This window comes from Klebsiella sp. 10 (assembly GCF_018223925.1).
Classification (GTDB): Bacteria; Pseudomonadota; Gammaproteobacteria; order Enterobacterales; family Enterobacteriaceae; genus Klebsiella; species Klebsiella pneumoniae.
The window spans coordinates 74,099-99,014 of sequence record NZ_JAGRRB010000001.1 but is presented as its reverse complement, the minus strand read 5'-3'; the positions used below and the strand labels follow the sequence as shown (position 1 = coordinate 99,014).

The 24,916-nt window shown below is 60.8% G+C and carries 23 protein-coding genes and 1 pseudogene; 7 read left to right on the top strand and 17 right to left on the bottom strand.

Going from position 1 to position 24,916, the window contains the following annotated elements; all coding sequences use genetic code 11:
* Positions 1–150: 150 nt before the first annotated feature.
* The 4 genes and pseudogenes from KHQ26_RS00495 to KHQ26_RS26200 form a co-directional block, all read right to left on the bottom strand.
* The gene (locus tag KHQ26_RS00495; protein WP_020805184.1) at positions 151–1,848 is read right to left on the bottom strand and encodes an OmpA family protein; all 1,698 of its coding nucleotides are present in this window, start codon (positions 1,846–1,848) and stop codon (positions 151–153) included.
* 3 nt (positions 1,849–1,851) lie between these two features.
* On the bottom strand, positions 1,852–2,505 hold the full coding sequence (gene tssL / locus KHQ26_RS00490) for a type VI secretion system protein TssL, short form (protein WP_020805187.1): 654 nt from the start codon (positions 2,503–2,505) through the stop codon (positions 1,852–1,854).
* Positions 2,502–3,842 (bottom strand): type VI secretion system baseplate subunit TssK, encoded by a 1,341-nt coding sequence (gene tssK / locus KHQ26_RS00485; RefSeq protein ID WP_004899025.1) that lies wholly within the window; start codon positions 3,840–3,842, stop codon positions 2,502–2,504. Before tssK ends, tssL begins: the two co-directional genes overlap by 4 nt.
* A 237-nt stretch (positions 3,843–4,079) precedes the next feature.
* Positions 4,080–4,324, bottom strand: a pseudogene (locus KHQ26_RS26200) (hypothetical protein).
* 86 nt (positions 4,325–4,410) lie between these two features.
* Here KHQ26_RS26200 and KHQ26_RS00480 point away from each other — a divergent pair.
* A complete protein-coding gene (locus KHQ26_RS00480) occupies positions 4,411–4,740 on the top strand; it encodes a gamma-glutamylcyclotransferase family protein (protein WP_002910650.1) in 330 nt (109 codons plus the stop codon).
* A 114-nt stretch (positions 4,741–4,854) separates the two neighbouring features.
* A complete protein-coding gene (locus KHQ26_RS00475) occupies positions 4,855–5,394 on the top strand; it encodes a DUF2058 domain-containing protein (RefSeq protein WP_002910652.1) in 540 nt (179 codons plus the stop codon).
* Between the two features lie 25 nt (positions 5,395–5,419).
* On the opposite strand, the gene KHQ26_RS00470 is transcribed toward KHQ26_RS00475, so the two are convergent.
* Entirely contained in the window at positions 5,420–6,118 is a 699-nt protein-coding gene (locus KHQ26_RS00470; protein WP_002910654.1) for an RluA family pseudouridine synthase, read from the bottom strand.
* A 190-nt stretch (positions 6,119–6,308) separates the two neighbouring features.
* Between KHQ26_RS00470 and KHQ26_RS00465 the strand changes: the two genes are divergently transcribed.
* Together KHQ26_RS00465 and KHQ26_RS00460 are read left to right on the top strand one after the other, a co-directional pair.
* Positions 6,309–6,791, top strand: coding sequence for a cold-shock protein (locus KHQ26_RS00465; protein ID WP_002910657.1), 483 nt, complete (start codon positions 6,309–6,311; stop codon positions 6,789–6,791).
* Positions 6,792–6,900: 109 nt separating this feature from the next.
* Positions 6,901–7,800: a LysR family transcriptional regulator gene (locus KHQ26_RS00460; protein WP_004152315.1), complete on the top strand. Its 900-nt coding sequence runs from the start codon at positions 6,901–6,903 to the stop codon at positions 7,798–7,800.
* Here the strand turns inward: KHQ26_RS00460 and KHQ26_RS00455 are convergent.
* The 3 genes from KHQ26_RS00455 to KHQ26_RS00445 all read right to left on the bottom strand — a co-directional run bounded on the left by KHQ26_RS00455 (position 7,775) and on the right by KHQ26_RS00445 (position 11,109).
* Entirely contained in the window at positions 7,775–8,572 is a 798-nt protein-coding gene (locus KHQ26_RS00455) for a substrate-binding domain-containing protein (protein ID WP_020804900.1), read from the bottom strand. The two genes, KHQ26_RS00460 and KHQ26_RS00455, sit on opposite strands and share 26 nt — an antisense overlap.
* An 11-nt stretch (positions 8,573–8,583) precedes the next feature.
* On the bottom strand, positions 8,584–9,879 hold the full coding sequence (locus KHQ26_RS00450; RefSeq protein WP_004152313.1) for an MFS transporter: 1,296 nt from the start codon (positions 9,877–9,879) through the stop codon (positions 8,584–8,586).
* 303 nt (positions 9,880–10,182) lie between these two features.
* Positions 10,183–11,109, bottom strand: coding sequence for a LysR family transcriptional regulator (locus KHQ26_RS00445; RefSeq protein ID WP_002910715.1), 927 nt, complete (start codon positions 11,107–11,109; stop codon positions 10,183–10,185).
* A 98-nt stretch (positions 11,110–11,207) separates the two neighbouring features.
* Between KHQ26_RS00445 and KHQ26_RS00440 the strand changes: the two genes are divergently transcribed.
* On the top strand, positions 11,208–11,684 hold the full coding sequence (locus KHQ26_RS00440) for a GNAT family N-acetyltransferase (RefSeq protein ID WP_002910717.1): 477 nt from the start codon (positions 11,208–11,210) through the stop codon (positions 11,682–11,684).
* A gap of 49 nt (positions 11,685–11,733) precedes the next feature.
* Here KHQ26_RS00440 and pckA read toward each other — a convergent pair whose 3' ends face one another.
* Positions 11,734–13,377: a phosphoenolpyruvate carboxykinase (ATP) gene (gene pckA / locus KHQ26_RS00435; protein WP_004148802.1), complete on the bottom strand. Its 1,644-nt coding sequence runs from the start codon at positions 13,375–13,377 to the stop codon at positions 11,734–11,736.
* Positions 13,378–13,660: 283 nt separating this feature from the next.
* On the opposite strand from pckA, the gene KHQ26_RS00430 reads away from it, so the two are divergent.
* Positions 13,661–14,554 carry a LysR substrate-binding domain-containing protein gene (locus tag KHQ26_RS00430; protein ID WP_002910720.1) on the top strand — a complete coding sequence of 298 codons (894 nt, stop codon included), beginning with the start codon at positions 13,661–13,663 and terminating at the stop codon, positions 14,552–14,554.
* A gap of 5 nt (positions 14,555–14,559) precedes the next feature.
* Here KHQ26_RS00430 and KHQ26_RS00425 read toward each other — a convergent pair whose 3' ends face one another.
* The 5 genes from KHQ26_RS00425 to KHQ26_RS00405 all read right to left on the bottom strand — a co-directional run bounded on the left by KHQ26_RS00425 (position 14,560) and on the right by KHQ26_RS00405 (position 19,526).
* Positions 14,560–15,279, bottom strand: coding sequence for an ABC transporter ATP-binding protein (locus tag KHQ26_RS00425; protein ID WP_004175491.1), 720 nt, complete (start codon positions 15,277–15,279; stop codon positions 14,560–14,562).
* Entirely contained in the window at positions 15,276–16,151 is an 876-nt protein-coding gene (locus tag KHQ26_RS00420) for an ABC transporter ATP-binding protein (RefSeq protein WP_016946446.1), read from the bottom strand. Before KHQ26_RS00420 ends, KHQ26_RS00425 begins: the two co-directional genes overlap by 4 nt.
* On the bottom strand, positions 16,148–17,434 hold the full coding sequence (gene livM, locus KHQ26_RS00415) for a high-affinity branched-chain amino acid ABC transporter permease LivM (protein ID WP_004148804.1): 1,287 nt from the start codon (positions 17,432–17,434) through the stop codon (positions 16,148–16,150). Before livM ends, KHQ26_RS00420 begins: the two co-directional genes overlap by 4 nt.
* 9 nt (positions 17,435–17,443) lie before the next feature.
* On the bottom strand, positions 17,444–18,358 hold the full coding sequence (locus KHQ26_RS00410; protein WP_004175489.1) for an ABC transporter permease subunit: 915 nt from the start codon (positions 18,356–18,358) through the stop codon (positions 17,444–17,446).
* Positions 18,359–18,467: 109 nt separating this feature from the next.
* Positions 18,468–19,526: a branched-chain amino acid ABC transporter substrate-binding protein gene (locus tag KHQ26_RS00405; protein WP_029496916.1), complete on the bottom strand. Its 1,059-nt coding sequence runs from the start codon at positions 19,524–19,526 to the stop codon at positions 18,468–18,470.
* Positions 19,527–19,814: 288 nt separating this feature from the next.
* Here KHQ26_RS00405 and KHQ26_RS00400 point away from each other — a divergent pair, with 288 nt between their 5' ends.
* Positions 19,815–19,961: a hypothetical protein gene (locus KHQ26_RS00400; protein ID WP_004225356.1), complete on the top strand. Its 147-nt coding sequence runs from the start codon at positions 19,815–19,817 to the stop codon at positions 19,959–19,961.
* A 51-nt stretch (positions 19,962–20,012) separates the two neighbouring features.
* Here KHQ26_RS00400 and pflB read toward each other — a convergent pair whose 3' ends face one another.
* Genes pflB through tdcC form a run of 3 tightly spaced genes read right to left on the bottom strand, consistent with a single transcriptional unit; the run spans position 20,013 to position 24,903 of the window.
* Complete coding sequence (gene pflB / locus KHQ26_RS00395) at positions 20,013–22,307, bottom strand: formate C-acetyltransferase (protein ID WP_020804899.1); 2,295 nt, start codon at positions 22,305–22,307, stop codon at positions 20,013–20,015.
* 28 nt (positions 22,308–22,335) lie between these two features.
* Positions 22,336–23,544, bottom strand: coding sequence for a propionate kinase (gene tdcD / locus KHQ26_RS00390; RefSeq protein ID WP_020804920.1), 1,209 nt, complete (start codon positions 23,542–23,544; stop codon positions 22,336–22,338).
* Between the two features lie 27 nt (positions 23,545–23,571).
* On the bottom strand, positions 23,572–24,903 hold the full coding sequence (gene tdcC / locus KHQ26_RS00385; RefSeq protein WP_004145486.1) for a threonine/serine transporter TdcC: 1,332 nt from the start codon (positions 24,901–24,903) through the stop codon (positions 23,572–23,574).
* Between the last annotated feature and the right edge of the window lie 13 nt (positions 24,904–24,916).

Genomic DNA, 24,916 nt, shown 5'->3' with positions numbered 1-24,916 from the left:
TTCATCCCCGCAGAGGCCGCGCTTTGCCGACAAGTTTGACTGGCTGCAGGCACGCTACCGCCCATCGCTGTTTCCTGTTTATCAGGGACCCGTAGCGCACAAGGTCAGGCAGGCAGATTGTTGTTCAACCTCCGCGATCGGGGTCGCTGATTACTCGGTTTCGCTTTTTAATCCGTTAGTCTCTGCTCCTGAGGTATTGGCCGTGCCCGGCGTCAGACAGGCGTCCTTCTGCGGGACCAGACTGATCTCCACCCGGCGATTTTGCGCCCGCCCCTCTGGCGTCTCGTTGCTGGCGACAGGACGACTTGCGCCGTAGCCCTGCACCGCAAAACAGCTCTCCGGCACATCGCCGGTATCGCGCATCCAGTCGCGGACCGCCTCGGCACGCTTCAGGGAGAGTTGTTGATTGGATTTATCGTTGCCGATGCTGTCGGTATGGCCTGCCACCACGATCAGCCAGCCGGGTTTCGCCTTAATGCCCAGCAGCGAGTTCACCAGCAGCTTTGTCGAACCCGGTTTCAGCGCCGATTTGCCGGTATCGAACAGCGCCATGCTATCGAGGCGGATCGTCTGCGGCCCCTGCACAACCTGCTTAATGACCGGACGCGGCGGCGGGGGCGGCGCCCAGTAATTGATAGCGGCTTCAACGAAGGGGATCAGCCGCCCCCCCTGATAAAGCCCCAGCCGATAACGCAGCGGCTCCCCCCGGCGCAACCAGTCATCCAGCAGGCGGCTGTCGGCACGCAGACGCTGCTGCGCCTGCAGCTTCGGCGTCGGCGGCGTGCCGCTGAGGCGGTGGTACACCGCCAGATGATCGCCGACGCTACGCACCAGGCGCTGGTTGTTGATAAAGGAAGCCAGCATCGCCAGCGCCAGAAAGAGGAAGCCCACCCCAGCGGCAAGACCGGCATCGCGCATCCGGCGGCTGACCCCGTGGCGGTGCGGCAGTGACGACAGAAGAAGATCCGGCAGCGGGTGAGGACCTGGCGCCGCGTCGTTGCCCGGGGAGAGCGTGGTGATCGCGGCGATTTGCTGTTGCCAGAGGTTGTTCGCCACCGCCGCTACCGGTGTCAGGCAGATGCCCGCGGCACACAGGTTCAGCGGAGGAAGTTCCGCCTGCCGGGCGCGGAATGGCCGGAAAAGAGCGTTTTCGGCCAAGGTCAGAATGCTCTCCAGCCACAGCGTCTGATGCAGGCGTGAGGCAGGGCTGCCCTCCCGCTGCCACTCGGCAACCGCCTGGGGCGCTTGTCCCTTCTGCTGCACCTGGAGACCAGGCCTCTCCGGCGTGACGGTAAACCAGCGGCTTTCCACGGCCTGGCCGCCTGGCGGCGTCACCCAGAACACGCTCCACACCGGCGGCAGACCGTTTAGCCAGGTTCGGCACTGAACGATACTCCGCCGCCAGTCGCGCAGCGACTGCGCCAGATGCTCCCCGGAGGGGTGGTGCTCCGGTACCACCGCCAGCAGCACGGAAACCTGCGATACCAGCGCCGGACGCGCCGCCGCCAGGTACTGCGCCAGCCGCGGCAATTGCTCCGCGCTGTCTCCCCGTAGATACCAGCCGTGACGGGTTTCGCCGTGCGCCGAACGCCCGGGAAACAGACCGTCGGTATCCCCGCAGACCAGAACCACTGCCCCCTGAAAATCCTCGGGTGGCAGGACGATTTCCGATCGCTGACGGCTGACTGCCCGGCGACGCTGACGCCAGAGCGCCGCGCCGCCCGCCAGCAGGATGCACAGACTGAAGATCACCTGGTTGCCGATGGACAGCGGCCAGAAGCCCAGCACTAGCCACAGGGCCAGGATGACGGTCAGTATCGTAAGCAGACGACGGGCGTTATCACGCATCTCTTATCCCTGCCCTGCTATCTGCGCCACCATCTGTGACAGCATGGCGGAGCAGGTCAACCACAGCGCCGCCAGCGCCACAATGCCAGCCGCCCAGCCGCACCAGTACATCCGCCGTCCGCTGCGCAGCCGGGAGGCACGAACCACCACCGGCGCCTCCTGGGTCAGGCTGAACGGCGGGACCCGCGCGCCAAGCGCTTGCGCCACGTCCTCACGCCGTTCGTCATCCTCGGCGCGGTACTGTCCGACAAACCCCAGTTGCAAAGTACGAAAGAAGCAGGTCAGCACTGCCGCATCCGCCGTGGGCTCTCGCAGCAGCTGGCGGATCCGTTCCCAGAGCTCTTCCCCGGCGTTGAGAGTGCTGAAAAAGCGCGCCTGCAGCGGATCCTTGCGCCACCTGCGGTAGCCATCATCCTGACTGGCGCGGTTGAGGACGCTCTCATCGAGCAGCGCGCAGTAGGCATAGAGCATCTGCTCAGCGCTGGCTTCACTGACTCCCCCCGCCGTCAGCGCCTCGCGCGCCTCGGTCACCCATCGACAGGCCTGGCGATAGAGCGCCTCGCCATCCGTCACCGGCTGGCCGCAGCGTAACTGGCTGACCATCAGCCAGCCCGGGTAAAAAGTTATGTTGATCAGATCGCTTTCAGAGGTATTCATGAGCGCAGTACCGCAAAGAGTTCAAGTTTCACGTCGCCAAGCGATTCCGGGGTATAGAAGGTGCAGTTGCCAGCCTCCAGCATCGCGCGGGCGGCATCGGTGGAAAGATCCAGAGCGAAATATTGGTTTTCCAGACGTAGCGGAATGGCCGCCGGCACATGGCTCAGCGGTTTGATCGCGATGCCGCTGAGGGCAATATTGACGACCTCGGCGACATCATCATGGCTACCCGCCTTACAGAGCTGCGGAAAGCGGCTCTGTAGCTGGTGAGGGGGGAGTGAAGAGCGCACCGACAGATAAAAATCCGCCCCCTCGCGCAGCCGCGCATCGTGCAGCCTGCCCCGCCAGATCTCCCGGTCGGCGCCCTGCTCCAGAACGATGGCGATCACCCTTGAGGGCAGGCTGACTTCGAGCAGCGTATCCAGCAGGGCAAACAGCGGTGGGAATACCTGCTCTGGCGAGGCATGCCGGTAGCGGGGGATTGCTTCCAGATGATGTTCAAGGGAGAAAGTCAGCAGACTGCCGGCCAGCCTGGCCAGTTCGCGATAGAGCAGCTCCGGATGGCGCGAAGGGTACTGATGCAGCTCGCTGAGCACCGGTTCAGCGCTGTTCAGCGCATTGAGCAGCCAGAACAAGGAGACATCCGCCACGGCAAAATCAGCCATCCGCGCATTGCTTTCACGGCGCATGGCCATCAGGCGTCTGCGTCGGGCCTGCAGGCGATGTAACAGCTCACCCAGCTCGCTAACCAGCGTCGGGCTTGCCGCCAGCGACAGCAGCGGCGGGATGAATTCCGGGTCAACGATCCACTGCCCCTGGGCGTCGCGCACCAGACGCGCTACCGGGCAGGTGAGGAAGGCTGCATTTTCCTCGGTGGAGAGACGCAGCGTTAGCGCGTGCCGCAGAACGGCCAGCTCGCTGCGTTCATGGCCGGCCAGCTCCTGGACGGTCACCTGCTCGGCGCGCCAGCGGCGCGGGCGGGCGCTCTCCTGGCCGTCATCAAGATTGCCGCCGCTGGCGCTGAGCAGCGGCAGAGCGAGCAGAACCTCCACGCTGTCCTGCATCACGTCCGATACATCGCGGACCGGTGGCAAAATATCCGCCAGCTCGGTGTCAATCAGCGTTCCGTCGGCGAAACGCACGATCAGCCGGGTAGCGTTGAGCCGGGAAAGGGTGAGCGCGCTCGCGTCAAACTCCGCGCGCAATACCCCCCACGGGTGGGCGAGCGCCATGCGGGAGACCGTATCGGCGACGTGCGCGTCCCAGCGGGCCTGTTGCTGAAACTGCTGCGGGACCAGAAAAGCCCCGTCGCGCCATAATGGGCGGAAAATCTTCATTGCACCTCCTGTGCCTTTCGCTTTCATTGGTCTGCAGACAGGACCAAATGCCCGGACGGATATCCCTCATCCGCCGTGTGTTCGGCTGGATTTATTACCTGCCGCTTCAGGGAAAGGAAATATCTCCCCTGCCCGCGAGAGTTTCGAAGTCAGATGGTATTTTTTGGTCAAGGGATGTTTATCATAAAGCGAAAGAGTCAGGGGGAGGTAACGCCTGGCCCTAAATAATATCTGAATTCAACCCAAGGTAGCTTTATTGCTCTCGGTCATCACATGTAGAAGGAATATTCCATAAGCGACCCTTTTATTATTTTCCTGTTGAATATTAATTAGCGAATTAATCCCTCCGTCAGGAATATTTATATTTACCTTAAATATAAATAATAATAAAAATATCACCGCAATCGATATACCCTCAGTAGCAATGAGTCCAGAGTCTCCCCGGCAACTGCCAGATGCCCGGAGGAGTGCCCCGCCCCCACCCGGCCATTGCCAGGCGCTGCATTACCCCGTATTTTGGTTTCCCGCTCCGCTGTGGGCGGGTATCAGGGCGAACGAGAGAGAGAAAATGAAACCACTATTTGTCTATGGGACGCTCTGTCCCGGTCGCAGCAATGCGCATATTCTGGAGGCGATCGGGGGCGAGTGGCGTCCCGGCTACGTCACCGGCACCTTTTACGCGCGCGGCTGGGGCGCAGCCGCCGATTTCCCGGGGATCGTCCTCGACGCTCACGGCCCACGGGTCAACGGCTATCTGTTCCTGTCCGATCGGCTGGCGGCGCACTGGCCCATGCTGGACGACTTTGAGGAAGGGTACGATCGGGTGCCGGTGGAAGTGACCACCGACGATGGACAGCAGATCAGCGCCTGGATTTATCAGCTTCAGCCCCGGGGGTAATCCCCCGCCGCGCTGCGCGGCATGGTACAGCAGCCCAGCGCGATCGCGAGTCTGGCGTCGTTTCTGCCAATGCAGGTATACTTGCCAGATGTTTCCTCAGTTTCAGACACGCAGATGACAAAACTCACCTTACAAGAGCAGATGCTCAAAGCCGGGCTGGTCAGCAGCAAAAAAATGGCTAAAGTCCAGAGGACGGCGAAAAAATCCCGCGTTCAGGCCCGTGAGGCCCGGGAAGCGGTGGAAGAAAATAAAAAAGCCCAGCTGGAACGTGATAAACAGCTTAGCGAGCAGCAAAAGCAGGCGGTGCTGGCGAAAGAGTATAAAGCTCAGGTCAAGCAGCTGATCGAGATGAACCGCATTACGGTCGCCCGGGGCGATATCGGCTTTAACTTTACCGATAATAATCTGATCAAAAAAATCATGGTCGACAAGCCCACCCAGACCCAGCTGATTAACGGCCGTCTGGCGATTGCCCGCCTGGCGGTGGATAACAAGCCCGAAGGTGAATATGCGATTATTCCGGCGGTGGTGGCTGAGAAAATTGCCCAGCGCGACGCCAGCAGCATCGTGTTGCACAGCGCCCTGAGTCAGGATGAGCAGGATGAAGACGATCCGTACGCCGACTTTAAGGTGCCCGACGATCTGATGTGGTAACCCCGGGCTTTCCCGCCGCGGGCGATCAAAACGGGCTCGCCTGCTGGATATGCATCGGCTCATGGCTGACGGGGTGGACAAAGCGCAGTTCGCTGGCGTGCAGCATCAGCCGCGGAGCCTGTTCCGTGCCGGGCAGCTCCCGGCCACCGTACAGATCGCAGCCAAGGATCGGATAGCCCAGCAGCTGGCAGTGAATACGCAGCTGATGGGTCCGTCCGGTCTCCGGAGTGAGCGTCACCCGGGTTAACGCCAGCGCCCTCTCGCCTTCTCGCGCCTGATACAGGCGGTCTATGACCCGATAGCGCGAACGCGCCGGTTTGCCGTGGCGGGCGCAGAGCGCCATGCGCGGGAAACGGGCCGGATCTTTGGCGATTGCCGCCTCCACTATCCCCTCATCTTCCGCCAGATGGCCGCACAACAGCGCCGTATAGACCTTGTCCACCGTGCGCTGGCTGAACTGCTGGCACAGCAAGGCGTTAATGCCCTTGTTGCGGGCGATCACCATCAGGCCGGAGGTGCCGAAGTCCAGGCGGTGCACCAGGGTGCAGCCCGGAAAGCGCTGTACCAGCCGGTGATGCACGGAGTCGAGGTTGCGCGGATCTTTGCCCGACAGGCTCAGCAGCCCGGCGGGCTTATTGATCAGCACCAGGTGTTCGTCCTGATACAAGAGGGTGATCTGTTCGCGACACGGCGGCGCGACAAAGGTATCGATAATGGTGGACATCAGGCGGCCCGAAGAAGGAGTGGCTGGCGATAGTACCCCATTTTGCCCAGCGGCACGATGCTGGCGCACAATCCGCCCTCGCGGCGGCGTCATTTATCACCCACACTTATCGCAAAGGCATGGCCTGTACAGGCAATGTGCTTTACACTGCGCGCTGCAAAATTTGTGTTAACCAACGAGTAATACGGTAATGGCGATGAACGGAACAATCACAACGTGGTTTAAAGATAAAGGTTTTGGATTTATCAAAGATGAAAACGGCGAAAATCGTTATTTTCACGTGATTAAGGTCGCCAATCCTGATCTTATCAAGAAAGACGCGGCGGTGACTTTCGAACCTACCACCAACAATAAAGGGCTGTCGGCCTACGCGGTGAAGGTCATTCCGGAAAGCAAATATATCTATATTGCCGGCGAGCGGTTGAAGCTGACCTCCATCAAATCCTATGTGGTGTACCGGGAAGAAGAGCCGGTCGAGACCCGCGTCGATAAAGAAAACGCCGTGCTGTCGGTCGGGCTGCTGATGAACAGCATCCGGCCAAAAGCCACGGTGCAGCCGGGAGAGATGCGCTCGGTGAAAAAGCTGGCGATCACCACCTTTCAGGGGACAACCCTGATCTTTTCGGAAGACGAAATCGATATCGATGCCACGGTAAAACTGCTTAAGGTGTAAGCCCTGGCGCGCGGTTTCCCGCGCGCCCGAAGTCCTGCCCGATATGCTACCCGCCATCGCCCCTCGCCGGACGGGGCGATGGCGCCAGAGAGCCGATAAGGATGCCACCATGCCCGTAAATTTTGACTTCAACGATCTCTACGCCTTTCGCGCCCTGATGGAATATGGCAGTTTTCGGCTGGCGGCCGAATCCATCTGCCTGTCGCAGTCGGCCCTTAGCCGACGCATCGAAAAGCTGGAGACGGCGCTGGGCAACCGGCTGTTCGATCGCACCACCCGGCGGGTGACCCTCACGCTGTATGGACAAAATTTTGCCGAACGTTCGGAGCAGCTGCTGGCCCATGTCGAGACGGTGCTGGCGGATATCAGCCAGGTCAGCAAGGCGCGCACCGGGCTGGTGACGGTGGCGACAGTGCCTTCCGCCGCCTACTACTTTATGCCGGAAATAATCCGCAGCTTTCAGGCGCGTTATCCCCAGGTGCGCATCCGGTTGATTGACAGCAGCGTCGGGAATGTGATCGAGGCGGTCAGCAGCGGACAGGCTGACTTTGGCCTCTGCTTTGCCAAAAACCTGCCAGCCAGTATCGAATTCACCCCTCTTGCCGACGACCGCTATGTGGCCGCCTGTCGGCACGATCATCCGCTGGCGCGCAAGACGCACCTAAGCTGGCAGGCGTATTTTGAACAGGATTATATTGGCCTGGATCGGGTCTCCGGCAACCGGACGCTGCTTGACCGGGAGCTGGCGCATCTGACGCCGGCGCGGCCAAGTATCTGCGAAACCCGCCACGTCACCACGATGCTGGGGATGGTGGAAGCGGGCATCGGCATTGCCGCCGTGCCCGCGATGTCGATGCCCGCCGGGGAGCATTCCGTTCTCCGCGCTGTGCCGCTCACCGACCCGGTGGTCACGCGTACGGTAGGCCTGATCCGCCTCAGCGGCCGTATTCAGTCCTACGTGGCGGCAGAGCTGGAGAAGCTGATTATTGAACAGTATCCTTCTGGCTGACCGGCGCGGCGGCGGCTACGCTTCGCATACCGGTGGCGTGGATGGTCTCCTGCGCCGCCGGTGACGCCAGATACGTCAGCAGCGCCTTGCCTTCCTGCGGGTGGTCGGCGCTGATGGTCACCGCCCCGGCAAAGCGGGTGATGTACTGCAGGTTATCCGGCAGTTCGCCGACGAAGGTTACGCCGGGCACCGGCAGCAGTTCGCTCACCTGCTGAAAACCGATCGCATACCGTCCCTTGGCCACTTCCGAGGCCACCGGAATGCGCTCCACCATCTGCGCTTTACTCTGCATCGCGTCATCAATGCCCAGGGTGTGGAACAGCGTCGAGCTGACATAGCGTCCGCTGGCGCTGTCGGAGTACGCGACCGATGGCGCCGCCCGCAGCTGGTCTGCGTTGTGGATAGCCGGCAGCGGCGCCCCCGCCTTCACCACCACGCCGATCGGCGAGTCGGCCAGCTCCCGGCGCGAATCCGGTTGCGTACGGCCCGCTTTCTCGAGGCTGGTCAGCGCGTCCCCGACCATGATCACCACGTCCGCGTGTTCGCCGCGCGCCAGACGGTTAGGGATCGCCTGCGGCGTTTTTCCCATCGACGGGCCAGGGATCACCACGAGGTGGTTGCCGGTTTGTTTTTCCCACGCCGGGGCCAGCTTTTCCAGCGCCGCTTTGAAGCCGCCGGAGATCATCACGGTGACCTCAGCGGACAACGCGCTGCCGCCGGTGGCGGCCAGCAGCAGCGTGGCTAGCAGGGTTCCTGTCGTTTTACGCATCATCTTCTCCCTGATTAACGTGCCGTCTGCAGCGCAACGGCGCTACGGCGATAGAGGTAGCAAGTGGCCAGCAGACCGCAGATGGCGGCAAAGCTCATCCAGTAGCCGGGAGACGCTTTATCACCGGTATACTCAATCAGCGCCGTGGAAATCACCGGCGTGAAGCCGCCAAACACCGCGGTCGCCAGGCTGTAGGCCAGCGAGAAACCTGCCACGCGCACTTCGGCGGGCATAATTTCGGTCAGCGCCGGGATCATCGCCCCGTTGTACATGCCGTAGATAAACGACAGCCACAGCAGCACGCTCAGCATCATCAAAAAGCTCGGGGCGTTCGCCAGCATGGTCAGCGCAGGCCAGGCGGTAGCCAGCGCCAGCAGGGTCATGGCGATCAGCACCGATCGGCGGCCAAAGCGGTCGGACAGCGCCCCGCCCACCGGCAGCCAGAAGAAGTTGGAAATCGCCACCAGCAGCGTGACCAGCAGGCTGTCAGAGGCGCTGAGCATCAGCACCTTTTTACCAAAGGTCGGGGCATAGACGGTGATCAGGTAGAACGCGGTGGTGGTCATCGCCACCATCATCATCCCGGCGATAACCACCTGCCAGTTCGCCAGCAGGGTGGCGAATACCTGGCGCATCGCCAGATGATGGCGGCGGGCAGTAAACTCCTGGGTCTCCTCCAGCTTACGGCGCAGGATAAAAATGAACGGAACAATCAGGCAGCCGAAAAGGAACGGAATACGCCAGCCCCAGTCGCTGATAGCGCTCGGCTCCAGTACCGCGTTGAGGGCAAAGCCCATCGCGGCTGCCACCATGATGGCAACCTGCTGACTGCCCGACTGCCAGCTGGTGTAAAAGCCTTTGCGGCCCGAGGTGGCGATCTCGGCCAGATAGACCGACACCCCGCCCAGCTCGGCGCCGGCGGAAAAGCCCTGCAGCAGACGGCCGATCAGCACCAGCAGCGGCGCCCACAGGCCAATGGTCTGATAAGAGGGGATCAGCACGATCAGGAAGGTGCCGGTGGCCATGATCGACAGGGTGACGATCAGCCCCTTGCGCCGCCCCACCTTGTCGATATAGGCGCCAAGTACGATAGCGCCGATGGGGCGCATCAAAAAGCCGGCGCCAAAGACCGCGAAGGTCATCATCAGCGAGGCGAATTCACTGCTCGCCGGAAAAAAGGTATGGGCGATGTAGGTGGCATAAAACCCGAACAGGAAAAAGTCGAACTGTTCGAGAAAGTTACCGGACGTGACGCGCAGAATGGCGCCGATCCGGTCACGGGTACTCATCTGTGAGGTTGTTGAATGCATGCAGGTCTCCAGTTTGTTATCCACGCGTTGTCGCGCGCCTGTCGCTGAAGACTGAAACAGAACCGGGAACGAAATAAGCGTAATAAACGCATCCACTAATGCATTTTACGCATGAATAACATTTAACTAATTAACATTACTTTTACATACAATCATTTAACACACACCGTCCTAACCACGCCGCGGGTGACGGCGAAAAAGTCAGTTTTCCGTTTTGTGACCGGGGCCAGGATATGTCGCCGTGGGTTGACGGCATAAAACCTGGCCTGGGGTAACGATATACGCTGCCGGCTGGAAAGCGCGTCAGGAAGCGGTGGACTCCCCCACCAGCGTCTGCAACAGGGAGATAAGCCAGCGGGTAGCCTCGCGTTTCCCGCTGCGTTGGTGGGCGTAAATCTTGACGTCAAACGGCGGAACCGGAAACGGCAGCGGGAAAATGGTCAGCCGGGCGGCGCGGGCCATCGTCTCCGCCGCCCGCCGGGGCAGCGCCATCAACAGGTCGCTCTGCTCAATAATAAAGGGCGCGCTCAGCATCGAGGGGGTTTTCATCGCCACCTGCCGCGAATAGCCCTGTCGCTCCAGCTCACAGTCCAGCACCCCCTGCCGCTCATTCCACGGGGTCACCACCAGATGACGGGCCGCAAGGTAGGCGTCCAGGGTCAGCGCCGTCCGGTTGGCCTGGCTGATGACCACATATTCGTCCCGCAGCCAGTTAATCTCCTCAAGATCGGGATGGGCTGGCTCGTCAGGGGTATTGAACCCGAGGGCCAGGTCGACCTCGCCCGCCAGCAGCTCGGTCAGCGCCGGGCTGTGGGGCAGATAACGGAGCTCAAACCGCAGCCCGGGCGCCTCACGCTGCAGATGATGCATCAGCGTCGGAAAGACGCAGAACGCGGTGAAATCGGTGATCGCAATCTGCATGCAGTCGGTGCTGGCGGCCGGCACAAACGCCGCCGGCGGCGTCAGCTCCTGGTTGAGAAACTTCAGCGCCGAAGCGATAGAGGGCGCCAGCTGGCTGGCATAGACGCTGGGGCACATCCGGTGGCCTTCGCGGTAGAACAGCGGATCGTTGAGGGCGCTGCGCAGCCGGGAAAGCGCATGGCTCAGCGCCGAGGTGCTCATCGCCAGCTCTTCCGCCGCCAGGCGTACCGAGCGGGAGCGATAGACCGCGTCAAAGACCGGCAACAGGTTGAGGTCAATCCGGCGCAGGACAGGATGCATAATATTCATCGTTTGCTGATTTCATTGCACTTAATTCTTTTCACAATACCGCTTATCCTCAGGGTCAGCAATTTTGCTCTCTTTTAACTATGGATACAGGACACCCCATGAGCATCACAATCCGCCAGGCCACCCCGGACGACGCCACCGCTATCTACGACATGATTTATGAACTCGCGGTCTACGAGAAAGCCCCCGAAGAGGTAGTGACGACGCCAGAGGAGATCAGAGAGACACTGTTTGCCAGCGGCAGCAAAACCGAAGCGCTGATCTGCGAGGTGGCGGGCAAAGCGGTGGGCTACGCGGTGTTCTTCACCAGCTACTCAACCTGGCTTGGACGCAATGGTATCTATATGGAGGATCTGTACGTCACCCCCGACTATCGCGGGATCGGCGCCGGAAAAGCGCTGCTGAAAACCATCGCGCAATATGCTGTACAACGTCAGTGCGGGCGTCTGGAGTGGAGCGTGCTCGACTGGAACCAGCCGGCGATTGATTTCTATCTGAGCATTGGCGCGCAGCCGCAGGATGAGTGGGTGCGTTATCGCCTCACTGGCGATGCGCTGCGGGCCTTTGCGGAGTAAAGCGGCTCGCCAGCAGGTCGGCGCCAGGCGTCGACCTGCTGGCCGCGGATCAGGCTTCGACCGCGCTCTTCTGCAGCTGCGGACCGGCCAGCGCCAGACGCGCACCCGCTTCGGTATCGCTGTACTGCTTGAAGTTATCCATAAACAGCTGAGCCAGGCTCTCGGCCTTCTCCTGCCATTTATCCGCTGAACTCCAGCCATTACGCGGATCCAGCACCGCGCTGTCTACCCCTGGAATGCTCTGCGGGATCGCAAGACCGAACACCGGGATGGTCTCCTCGCGCAGCGGGCCGGTAGTGCCGTTGAGGATCGCGCTAATGATGCTGCGGGTATCGCGCAGCGACAGGCGTTTGCCTTCGCCGTTCCAGCCGGTGTTGACCAGCCAGGCTTCGGCACCGGATTCCGCCATCTTCGCCGCCAGGACGCTGGCGTACTGGGTCGGGTGAAGCAGCAGGAACGCCGCGCCATAGCAGGCGGAGAAGGTCGGCGTCGGCTGGGTAATGCCGCGCTCGGTGCCCGCCAGCTTCGAGGTGAAACCCGACAGGAAATGGTACTGCATCTGCTCGGTGGTCAGACGGGAGACCGGCGGCAGGACGCCAAACGCATCGGCGGCAAGGAAAATCACCTTCGACGGATGGCCCGCGCGGGACACCGGCTTGACGATATTGTCGATATGCGACAGCGGATAGGAGACGCGGGTGTTTTCGGTTTTGCTGCCGTCGGCATAATCCACGCTGCCGTCAGCGCGCACTACCACGTTTTCCAGCAGCGCATTGCGGCGGATGGCGCCATAAATCTCCGGCTCCGCCTGCGGATCGAGATTGATGGTCTTGGCGTAGCAGCCGCCTTCGAAGTTAAACACGCCGTCATCGTCCCAGCCGTGCTCATCATCGCCGATCAGCTGACGATGCGGATCGGTCGACAGGGTGGTTTTCCCGGTCCCGGAGAGGCCGAAGAACAGCGCCACGTCCCCTGCTTCGCCACGGTTGGCCGAGCAGTGCATCGACGCGATGCCTTTCTGCGGCAGCAGGTAGTTCATGACCGAGAACAGCCCTTTCTTCATTTCGCCGCCGTACCAGGTACCGCCGATGAGCTGAATACGCTCGCTGAGATTAAAGGCGACAAAGTTCTCGGAGTTCATCCCCTGCGCCTGCCAGTTGGCATTGGTGCAGCCCGCGCCGTTGAGCACCACGAAGTCTGGCGTAAAGCTGGCCAGCTCGTCGGCGCTTGGCACGATAAACATGTTTTTGACAAAGTGGGCCTGCCACGCCACCTCGGTGACGAAGCGTACGCCAAGACGGGTGTCCGGGCTGGCGCCGCACCAGGCGTCGATGACGTACAGTTTTTTGCCGCTCAGCTGGCCCGCGACCAGGCTTTTCAGGCTGCGCCACACGTCTGGCGATAACGGCTTATTGTCATTACGGCCGAGGCCGGAGTCTGCCCACCAGACGGTGTCGCGAGTCTGTTCGTCGCGGACGATGTATTTATCGCGCGGCGAACGGCCGGTGAAGATCCCGGTATCAACAGCCACAGCGCCAGAGTCGGTCATCACGCCGCGGGCCGCGCCGGTCAGCTCAGGAGAGGTTTCATGTGCAATAAGCAAATCGTAATCAGGGTTGTAAAAGAATTCGCCGCTTGCATTAATCCCCAGCTCCTGCAGAGCCATTTTTACTGATTCAATTTGTTGTGACATGGAACTCCTGACAAACTATTTAAGGTAAGAGGCCTGGGTTATTCATTGCTTTCGTCATCGTCGCCGGCTATTTAATAAGATAAGTCCTGGACAATGAAATAAAGCAATAAATAACCGTGAGTCGCGATTTCATATCGTGCTCATGTAGGGTCGCCGATATGCATTCATAAATCTCAACTTTCCAAAAAATGTTAACACCTGTCGATAATTATGTTAATTGCATAGTTTCTATGCGCTATGCTAAAATTGCATAGCCTTTATTGCGTTTTTGAGGACTGGATCGGTGTTGGCAAATCTGGAAGTAAAATGGCTGTATGATGTGATTGCCCTTGAGGAGTCGCGCAGCTTTACCCTGGCGGCCAAAGCCCGCAACATCTCTCAGTCTTCGTTCAGTCGACGCATCCAGTCGCTGGAGGCTTCCCTCGGATTCAGCATCTTCGATCGTAGCGCCAACCCTCTGCAGCTGACCAACCGCGGGAAAATTTTTGTCGGCTATGCGCGAAATATGCTCGATGACATGGATTTTCAGATCAGCCGTATTAAAGGCTTAAATAACACTACCCAGAAAATAAGAATCGACGCCGCCCCTTCGCTGTCGGTGTTATTACTGCCGGAGATCATCGCCGGTTACACCGACCGTAAAAATAAGACTTTTCATGTTGAATCGATTAACGTCAACGACGCCGTATTTAACCTGAAAGAGGGAAAAAGCGATTTTATCCTCTCCTTCTATAATGAAGAATTAATGAACTATCCGTTTATTAATCATAAAATTTTTGATTCTTACCTGCACCTGGTCTCCCCCTGCGACGAACATGGCCGCCCGCTGTTTCATTTACATCGCGGCGTGCTGCCGCTGATGAAATACGCCAACGACAGCTATATGGGGCGCCAGGTGAACCAAGTGATCGACCGCACGCCGGAGATCACCTTCTCTCTCACCTTTGTCTCTTCCATGAGCGAGCTGCTCAAGCGCATGATCCTCAATGGCGACGGCGTGGGCTGGCTGCCGCAGTACTCCATTCAGCGCGAGCTGGACGAAGGCCGGCTGACGATCCTCGATGAGAGCCTGTCGCTGCCGATCGGCGCCTGGCTCTACCGCTCCGGCTCGCGGCTTAACCAGGCCGCCGAACGTTTCTGGCAGCACATTAAAACCCGTAACGAACCGCGGGAATAACCCCCTCAGCCGCTGATCCCCAGATATGCCTTACGCACCTCCGGGTCGTTGAGCAGCGTCTGGCCGCTACCGCTCAGGCGGATCTGGCCGTTCACCATCACGTAGGCGCGGTCCGACAGATTGAGGGCATGGCGGGCATTCTGCTCCACCAGAAACAACGTCATCCCTTGAGCCGTCAGCTCGCGCAGGATCTGAAAAATCTGCTTCACCACCAGCGGCGCCAGCCCCAGGCTCGGCTCATCCAGCAGCAGCAGGCGCGGTCGGCTCATCAGCGCCCGGGCGATGGCCAGCATCTGCTGCTCGCCGCCGGAGAGGGTCATCGCCCGCTGTCCCCGCCGCTCTTCCAGCCGGGGGAACAGCTGGTACATTCGCGCCTTGTCCTCGGCCTGATAGCGGTTGCCAATGGCAATGGTCCCCATTAGCAGATTCTCCTCGACGGTCATATCGGGAAAGATGCGCCGCCCTTCCGGGGCCTGGGCGATGCCGTTGCTGGCGATAAAGTGGGTCGACTTCCGGCTGATCGCCTCCCCGCGATAGAAAATCTCCCCGCCGGCAATGCGCGGCTGGCCGAAGACCGACATCAGCAGCGTTGATTTACCGGCGCCGTTGGCGCCGATCAGCGCCACCGTCTCCCCCTCGTTGACGGTGAGGGAGACCTGCTTCAGGGCCTGGATCGGCCCGTAGAAGACATCCACCTCATTAAAGGCAAGCAAAGGCTGGCTCATCGGCGCGTCTCCTCTTCCTCAGCGCCTAGATAGGCGGCAATCACGCTGGCGTTGGCCTGGATCGCCTGCGGCGCGCCGCGGGCGATGACGTCCCCGTGATCGAGGACGATGATATGATCCGAAATCTCCATCACCATCCCCATATCATGCTCGATCAGTAGCACCGTGATGCCGTGCTGCTGGCGCAGAAAGCGAATAATCCGGCTCAGCGCCTGGGTTTCCACCGGGTTGAGGCCGGCGGCCGGCTCGTCCAGACAGATCATCTCCGGACGGGTGCACATGGCGCGGGCGATCTCCAACCGCCGCTGCTGTCCGTAGGAGAGGGTCCCCGCCAGACGGTTGGCGCAGTCCACCATCTCCACCACCTCCAGCCAGTAAAAAGCGCGATCCAGCGCCTGATTCTCCGCCTGCCGATACCCACGGGTATTGAGGATCCCGGCCAGCAGATGGCGGTTGACCTGGGTATGCTGGGCCACCAGCAGGTTCTCGATCACCGACATCTCGCGGAATAAACGTATATTCTGGAAGGTGCGCGCCATGCCAGCGCGGTTCACCAGATGGGTGCCACCGAACATCTTGTAATAGATCCGCCTCCCCAGCTGCGCCGGGCGGAGAAAATCGTCCGGGTGAAGCTTCTGCCCCAGCACCTGAATGACATCGGTGACCTTTTCCCGCGCCCGCAGCACGATACTACCCCCCGTCGCCCGATAAAAACCGGTCAGGCAGTTAAACACCGTGGTCTTGCCCGCGCCGTTGGGGCCGATCAGGGCGGTGATCGACCCCCGCTCCACCTCCAGATTGACATCATTCAGCGCTTTGATGCCGCCGAAATGCATCATCAGATGCTCAACGCGTAAGATGCTGTCGGTCATGGCGCGACTCCTTTTCGCAACGCAACCCCGCTGCGGCTGGTGCGCACCAGGCCGCGCGGCCGCCAGATCATCATCATCACCATCAGCACGCCGAACAGCAGCACCCGATATTCGTCAAAACCGCGCAGCAGCTCCGGGGTGACCGTCAGAACAAACGCCGCCAGTACCACTCCCAGGGTGGAGCCCATTCCCCCGAGCACCACAATCGCCAGGATCAGCGCCGACTCAAAAAAGGTGAACGACGTCGGGTTAACAAACCCCTGATAGCTGGCGAAGAACACCCCGGCGATCCCGGCCGTCGACGCGCCGAGCATAAACGCCGAGAGCTTCACCAGCACGTGATTGAGCCCCATCGCCCGACAGGCGATCTCATCCTCTCGCAGCGCCTCCCAGGCGCGGCCGATGGGCATCCGCGTCAGGCGATGCTTCACCAGCAGCACCAGCATCACCACCAGGCACAGCACGGCGTAGAGAAAGATGAATTTCAGGTTGGGGTTGTAGCTGACGTGGAAAAACTCATGGATGGGGATGCCGCCATCCTTGGCCCGGCGGGTAAACTCGAGGCCAAACAGCGTGGGGGATGGCACCGGTACGCCGTTAGGGCCGCCGGTGAAGCTCACCCAGTTGTTGAGCACCAGGCGGATAATTTCGCCAAAGCCGAGGGTGACGATGGCCAGATAGTCGCCATGCATACGCAGCACCGGAAAGCCCAGCAACGCCCCGGCGAGGGCCGCCATCACCGCCCCCAGCGGCAGCATCGCCCAGAAGCCGAGGCCCAGGTACTGGTAGCCCAGCGCCAGGCCGTAGGCGCCGATGGCGTAAAACGCCACATAGCCCAGATCGAGCAGACCCGCGAGGCCCACCACAATATTCAACCCCAGGCCAAGCAGAACGTAGATCAGCCCAAGAATGGCCACGGTCAGCAGATATTTTGTGGCGAGAAACGGAAAGACAATGGCCAGCCCCACCAGCAGCGGTATTATCCAGCGCAGCCGCGAGCGGTAGCCCGGCGGCCGGACGTACACCCCGTCATCCGCCCCCTCAAAGCGGGCAATAAAGGCTTTTCCCCTGTGGCTCTGCAGCAGCAGACTGAGCGCCAGCCTGCCGGCCATCACCACCGCCACCAGAATCGCCACCCGCGCAGGCGCGAGGGTAAAACCATACCCTTTGAGCACCACGCCGACGATCGGGCCAAAGACAATTAACGCGCAAAGGCCGGCCAGTACGCTGTCGATCAGCGCGTTTTGGATAGCCCGCGCAGGCTGGCGCGTAATTTCACCCATAAAGCCTCCTTAGACCTTGGCCACCAGCGGACGTCCCAGCAGCCCCTGCGGGCGAAAAATCAGGATCGCCACCAGCAGCGCAAAGGAAAAGACATCTTTGTAATCCGAATTCACCAGCCCGGCGAACTGGGCTTCGGCCACCCCAAGCAGCAGACCACCCAGCATCGCGCCAGGCAGCGAGCCGATCCCGCCCAGCACCGCGGCGGTGAAGGCTTTGATGCCGATAATAAATCCGATATAGAAGTCGAAGGTGCCGTAGTTCATGGTCACCAGCACGCCGGCCAGACCGGCCATCGCCGCGCCGATGACAAACACCAGGGAGATCACCCGGTCGGTATTGATGCCAAGGATCGCCGCCATGCGCCGGTCCTGCTGGGTGGCGCGGCAGATGCGCCCCAGCCGGGTATACTGAATAATCCAGGTCAGGATAAGCATCCCCACCAGCGCCGCGACGAGAATAAACACCTTGGTCCAGGTGATCTGCACCACCCCATCGCCCACCGTCATGCGCAACGCGCCGCTAAGCAGCGTCGGGATCCCCTGCTGGTTCGGCCCCTGGCTCAGCTGGACATAGTTCTGCAGGATCAGCGACATCCCGATAGCCGAGATCAGCGGTGCCAGCCGCGTCGAGTTGCGCAGCGGCCGGTAGGCGATGCGCTCGATCGCCCAGCCGTATACGCCGGTGACCACGATGGTGAACACCAGGGTGGCGAAAATCAGCAGCGGGAAGGAGTGGATCCCGAAGAAAGAGAGCAGCGCCAGGCCGATGGCGCACAGGTAGGCGGAGACCATATACACCTCGCCGTGGGCGAAGTTGATCATGCCGATGATCCCATACACCATGGTGTAGCCGATGGCGATTAAGCCGTACACTGCGCCCAGCGTCAGCCCATTGATCAGTTGTTGCAGAAAAAACGCCGTCATAGCCCCTCCAGCCGCCAGGCAGACGGCCGCCGGGTTCCGTTCCCGGTCAACCGCCGTCATGTGACAATTCGCAAGTCAAAAGGACAGAGCGTCCTCAGGTCGTGGCCGATCAGAGCTGGTGATATTTGCCCTTGTCGTCCCACTGATAGACCACGTAGTCGGACACCTTGAGGTCGCCTTTGCCATCCCAGGCTTTCTTGCCCATCACCGTCTCGACGTCGTGGCTCTTCAGCCAGTCGCTGGCTTTGGCGTTATCGGTACCGACGGCGTTCCAGGCCGCGGCGATAGCCTGAATAGAGGCGTAGGCGTAGAGGGTATAACCTTCCGGCTCAAAGCCGCTGGCGCGGAACTTCTCGATCACCGCTTTGCCGTCCGGGAGGGTGCGCGGATCCTGACCAAAGGTCATCAGCACGCCGTTGGTGAACTGCGGCCCGCCGGCGGCCGTGACCAGCTCCTCGGTGACGATACAGTCGCCGGAGAAGAATTTGGCCTGCACCCCCTGCTCGCGCATCTGGCGCACCAGCGGGCCCGCTTCCGGATGGCAGCCGCCAAAGTAGACCACGTCCGGCTTGAGGGCGCCGATCTTGGTCACCAGGGCGTTAAAGTCTTTTTCACCGCGGGAAAGGCCTTCGTACAACACTTCTTTGGTACCCCGCTTCGCCAGCGCCGCGCGGGTGGCATCGGCCAGCCCCTGACCATAGGTGTCTTTATCGTGGATGACGGCGATTTTCTTCGCCTTCAGCACGTCCAGCATATAGTTGGCGGCGATCGCCCCCTGCTGATCGTCACGACCACACATGCGGAAGAGATCTTTCATGCCGCGCTCGGTGATCTGCGGGTTGGTCGAGCCGGGGGTAATGGTCAGGATCCCGGCTTCGTCATATACCTCGGAGGCCGGCATCGTTGAGGAAGAGCAAAAGTGCCCCACCACGGCGGAGACTTTCGCTTCATCCACCAGCCGGTTGGCCACCGCCACCGCCTGCTTCGGTTCGCACGCGTCATCCCCCTGCACCAGCACAATCTTTTCGCCTTTGATGCCGCCGGCGGCATTGATATCAGCCACCGCCTGCGAGGCCCCTTTCCAGTACTGGGCGCCGTAGGTGGCGTTGGGTCCGGTAAAGGGGCCGGCGACGCCGATCTTCAAGTCTGCCTGGGCGTAAAAGGCCATGCTCATACAACCTGCTATCACAACATGAAGCGTCATTGTTTTCAGTTTCAAAGACATTCGGATATTCCTCAGCGATGTAAAGCCTGGCGTCATGAAATGACGCAGAAAATATCACTTACCGTGTGGTGCCGACGTTGGCGCAGCGCCAGGACGGCCAGGGTGGAAGAAGCAAAAATCCCGCCAGGAAGGAGTGGAACACCGGAGAACAGTCGCCCCGGTCGGTACGCACGCGACGGCAACCCGTGCCGCATCGGCAAGGGCGCATTCCCTTTCAGGTCAGGAGATCGGTTGCCATCACGTGGCGAGCCGGACAACGCGGTATCCGTACCGGCCCGTGAGCTAAACATAGATGCAGTTAGCGGTCGCTGCGCGCCAGCGTGGTGCAAAAATGCGAATATGATCAACAGTGGTGATTATTTTGTTGCGGTAATGTGAAGATGATAACAGGAGAGCCCGTTAAAGGCTCTCCTGTGACCCGGTGGCCGCTCAGAGTTGACTGGTGAACGTTCGGGAGATCACATCCTGCTGCTGTTCGCGGGTCAGCGCGTTAAAGCGGACCGCATAGCCGGAGACGCGGATCGTCAGATTCGGATACTGCTCCGGGTGTTCTATCGCATCGAGCAGCTTTTCCCGGTTCAGCACATTGACGTTGAGATGCTGTCCCCCCTCCACCGTCTCCTCGTGGTGGAAGTAGCCGTCCAGCAGGCCCACCAGGTTGTTTTCCTGCGCTGACGGGGCTTTGCCGAGCGCCGCCGGCACGATGGAGAAGGTATACGAGATGCCATCTTTGGCGTAGGTAAACGGCAGTTTCGCCACCGAGGTCAGCGACGCCACCGCCCCTTTCCGGTCGCGGCCATGCATCGGATTGGCCCCCGGAGCGAACGGCGTCCCCGCCCGACGTCCGTCCGGGGTGTTGCCGGTTTTCTGGCCGTATACCACGTTGGAGGTGATGGTCAGGATCGACTGGGTCGGCACCGCCTGACGCCAGGTGGGGAGCGCCTGAATTTTGCGCATAAAGCGCTCCACCAGGTCGCAGGCGATGGCATCGACCCGATCGTCGTTGTTGCCGTACTGCGGATAGTCGCCTTCAATGACAAAGTCCACCGCCAGCCCGTGGTGATCGCGCACCGGCTTCACCCGGGCGTACTTTATCGCCGACAACGAATCCGCCGCTACCGACAGGCCGGCGATGCCGCAGGCCATCGTGCGGTAGACGTCGCGGTCGTGCAGGGCCATCAGCGCCGCCTCGTAGCTGTACTTATCATGCATGCAATGGATGATGTTCAGCGCGCTGATGTACTGCACCGCCAGCCAGTCCATAAAGTGGTCGAGGCTGGCCATCACGGTGTCGTAGTCCAGCACCTCATCGCGCAACGGTGCGGTTTTCGGCCCCACCTGAATCTTCAGTTTCTCATCCACCCCGCCGTTAATCGCGTAGAGCAGCGTTTTGGCGAGATTGGCGCGGGCGCCGAAGAACTGCATCTGCTTGCCGATCACCATCGGGCTGACGCAGCAGGCGATGGCGTAGTCGTCGCTGTGAAAATCGCTGCGCATCAGATCGTCGTTCTCATACTGCAGCGACGAGGTGGCGATAGAGACCCGGGCGGCATATTTTTTAAACGCCGCCGGCAGCGCTTGCGACCAGAGCACGGTCAGGTTCGGCTCCGGCGCCGGGCCCATGGTATGCAGAGTATGCAGATAGCGGAAGGTGGTTTTGCTGACCAGGGTGCGACCATCCAGCCCCATGCCGCCCAGCACCTCCGTCGCCCAGATGGGATCCCCGGAGAACAGCGAATCAAATTCCGGGGTGCGCAGGAAACGCACCATGCGGATCTTCATGATGAAGTGGTCAATGAGCTCCTGGGCCTGCACCTCATTTAATAAACCGGCGCGCAGATCGCGTTCGATATAGATGTCGAGGAAGGTGGCCGTGCGCCCCAGCGACATGGCGCCGCCGTTCTGCGACTTCACCGCCGCCAGGTAGGCGAAGTAGAGCCACTGCACCGCCTCCCGGGCAGTGCGCGCCGGGTGGGCGATATCGCAGCCGTAGCGGGCCGCCATCTCCTGCATCTGCAGCAGCGCGCGCCGCTGTTCGGCCAGCTCTTCGCGCAGGCGCAGGGTGGCCTCCAGCGCCTCGCCGCGCTCAAGGGCCGGCTGCAGGTCGGCAAACTGCAGCTCACGTTCGCGGACCAGGTAGCGAATGCCGTACAGCGCCACGCGGCGGTAATCGCCGATGATCCGTCCGCGGCCATAGCCGTCCGGTAGCCCGGTCAGCACCCCGGATTTGCGGCAGCGCAGCATATCCGGGGAATAGACGTCAAAAACGCCCTGATTGTGGGTCTTACGCAGCGCCGTAAACTGATACTCAAAGTCAGGATCCATTTCGCGACCATAGGCCTCGAAGGCGCTTTTGATCATCTTGATGCCGCCAAAAGGATGCAGGGCGCGCTTCAGCGGCTGGTCCGTTTGCAGGCCGACGATCTTTTCCAGCGGCTGGTTGATATAGCCCGCCGCGTGGGCGGTGATGGAGGTGGCGACATTGGTGTCGAAATCCACCGGCGCATGGGTGGCGTTCTCGACGCGGATCCCGGCCATCACCTGCTCCCAGAGGGCGGTGGTCGCTGGCGTCGCGTCGGCGAGGAAAGACTCATCGCCCTCGTAAGGGGTGTAGTTATGCTGAATAAAGTCGCGAACGTCGATCTGCGTTTGCCACGCCGTACCGCGAAAGCCCAGCCAGGCGTCGGCGTATCGTACATCCTGGGTATCGATATCTACTTTCATGAACATCGTCTCTCTACAGAATAAAAAGTCAGGCCAGCGCCGCCGCGGTGTGGATCCGGCCTAAGCGGATCGCATCGAGGGCAATCATGCGCTCTTCATTGGTAGGAATAACCGCGCAGCGCACCCGGCTGCCGTCGGCGGAGATCAGGCGCTCGCCGGCCGAATTGGGCTGCTGATTGCGGGCGGCGTCCATCGCAAGGCCAAAGACCGCCAGCCGCTCGCTCACCAGTCGACGGATCAGCACCGAGTTCTCGCCAATCCCGCCGGTGAAAATAATGCCGTCGAGACGCTGCAGCGCCGCGGCGTGGCCGGCAATATGGCGGGCGATACGATGGACAAAGGTTTTAATCGCCAGGCGGGCGCGGGCATGGCCCTCATGCCACGCCTGCTCCAGCACCCGCAGGTCGGAGGAAAGACCGGAGATCCCCAGCAGGCCGGAGGCGGTGTTGGCCACCCGCTCCAGGTCGCTGAGGGTCTGCCGGGTTTCCGCGGCAATCCACGCCATGGCGCCGAAGTCGACATCACCGCTGCGGGTGCCCATCATCAGCCCCTCCAGCGGCGTCATCCCCATCGAGGTGTCCACGCTGCGGCCGTTACGCACCGCGCAGATCGAGGCGCCATTGCCCAGGTGGGCGATCACCAGGCCGCTCTCCTGCTCCGGCAACCCGAGCAGCGCCAGGGCGCGCTGGGACACATAGCGGTGCGAGGTGCCGTGGAAACCGTAGCGGCGTACCCCGAGATTCTGGTAATACTCCCACGGCAGACCATAGAGAAAAGCTTCCGGGGCCAGGGTCTGGTGAAAGCTGGTATCAAAGACCGCCACCTGCATCACCTCCGGGAACAGCCGCTGCGCCGAGGCGATGCCGCTGAGACTGGCGTAGTTATGCAGCGGGGCCAGGGACGATACCTGGCGAATGTTATTGATAACCTCCTCGCTAATAATGACCGACTCGGTGAACAGGTCGCCGCCGTGGGCGACGCGGTGGCCAATCAGGGCCACGCTGTCGATGAGGTCGCGTTGGGCTAATGCTCCGGCAATCGCCTGCAGGGCGCCTTCGTAGCCGCGCTGCGCCAGCGCCACCGACTCGCCGCCGTTGAGCGAGAGAGACGCCCGTTCCGCGTTGATGCCCTCGGCCACGCCGTTGAGCAGGCAGTCGCAGCTTGCGGCGTCCAGGACGGAAAATTTGATCGACGACGAGCCGCAGTTAATCACCAGTACTACCGGAAATTCAGTCATGTTGTACTCCGCGTGGCCTGAGCCGGATTAGAACAGTTTGTAAGCAATGTTGAGGATGGTCAGCAGACCGATAGCGGTCACAAAGAGGTTGTCGAGACGGCCACGGTATTTGGCCAGCGAAGGCGCTTTACGAATGGCGTACATCGGCAGCAGGCACAGCAGCGAGGCGATAATCGGCGCGCCCATGGCCTCAATCAGGTCGAGGATATTGGGGTTGGCATACGCCACCACCCAGGTCGATCCCATGATGAACACCATGCTCAGGGTATTGAGCTTGCCGCTGGAGACCCGGGTTTTATCCCCTTTATAGCCGAAGCGCAGGATCAGACCGTTCAGCCCCTCGAGCGTGCCGAGATAGTGGCCGAAAAACGATTTGAAGATGGCCACCAGGGCGATGATCGACGCGCCATACTCCAGCAGGGTGGCAAAGGTGGATTTGGTGCCCGACATCGAGGCAAAGTGGTTCGCCAGATAGGAGAGCACCGGGATATTCTGCGCCTTGGCGTCCGCCATGTTCTGCGGTGAGAGGGTAAACAGGCAGCTGAAGGCGAAGAACATCACCACCGCCACCATCAGCATGCTGGCCCGGGAGATGATCTGTGAGCATTTGCGTTCGGTATACTCGCGGCCAAACTGCGCTTCATACTCTTCGCGTTTGGAGACCACAAACGAGGAGACGATCGGCGAGAAGTTGAAGGAGAACACCATGATGGAGATGCCCAGCCATACCGTCACCAGAATGCCGTCGTGACCGGTTAAGGCGATATCGCTGAGGTTGACCTGGTCAATCACTGCGCTATTCCAGTAGGGGATCAGGGACAGGGAGATCACCACCAGGCTGGCGATAAACGGCCACACCAGATAGCTCATCACCTTGACCATCAGGTCTTTACCAAACCAGATGACAAACGCCATCAGCAGCAGCAGGAGCAGCGCCACCACCCCGCGGTTGAGAGCCGGCATCTGCAGCTGGTTCTCCCAGAAAGTCATAAAGGTATTGGTGATCGTGACGCCATAAATCCACAGCAGCGGGCAGATGGCGAAGAAGTACAGAAAGGTGATCACCACCCCGCCGGTTTTGCCAAAATGCTCTTCCACCGTTTCGGTGATATTGCCGGAGGGGTTAGCCCCCGACAGGCATAGCCGGGCCAGGGCCCGATGGCAATAAAAGGCGATGGGATAGGCCAGCACCAGCATCACCAGGATCGGGATCAGCCCGCCGAAGCCGGCGCGGATCGGGAAAAACAGCACCCCGGCGCCGATAGCGGTGCCAAACAGGCCCAGGGTCCAGGTGGTGTCAGATTTACGCCAGGACGAAAGGCTTGTCTGGCTGGATGCAATGCTCTCAGTCGTACTCATATCCTGTCCTCAC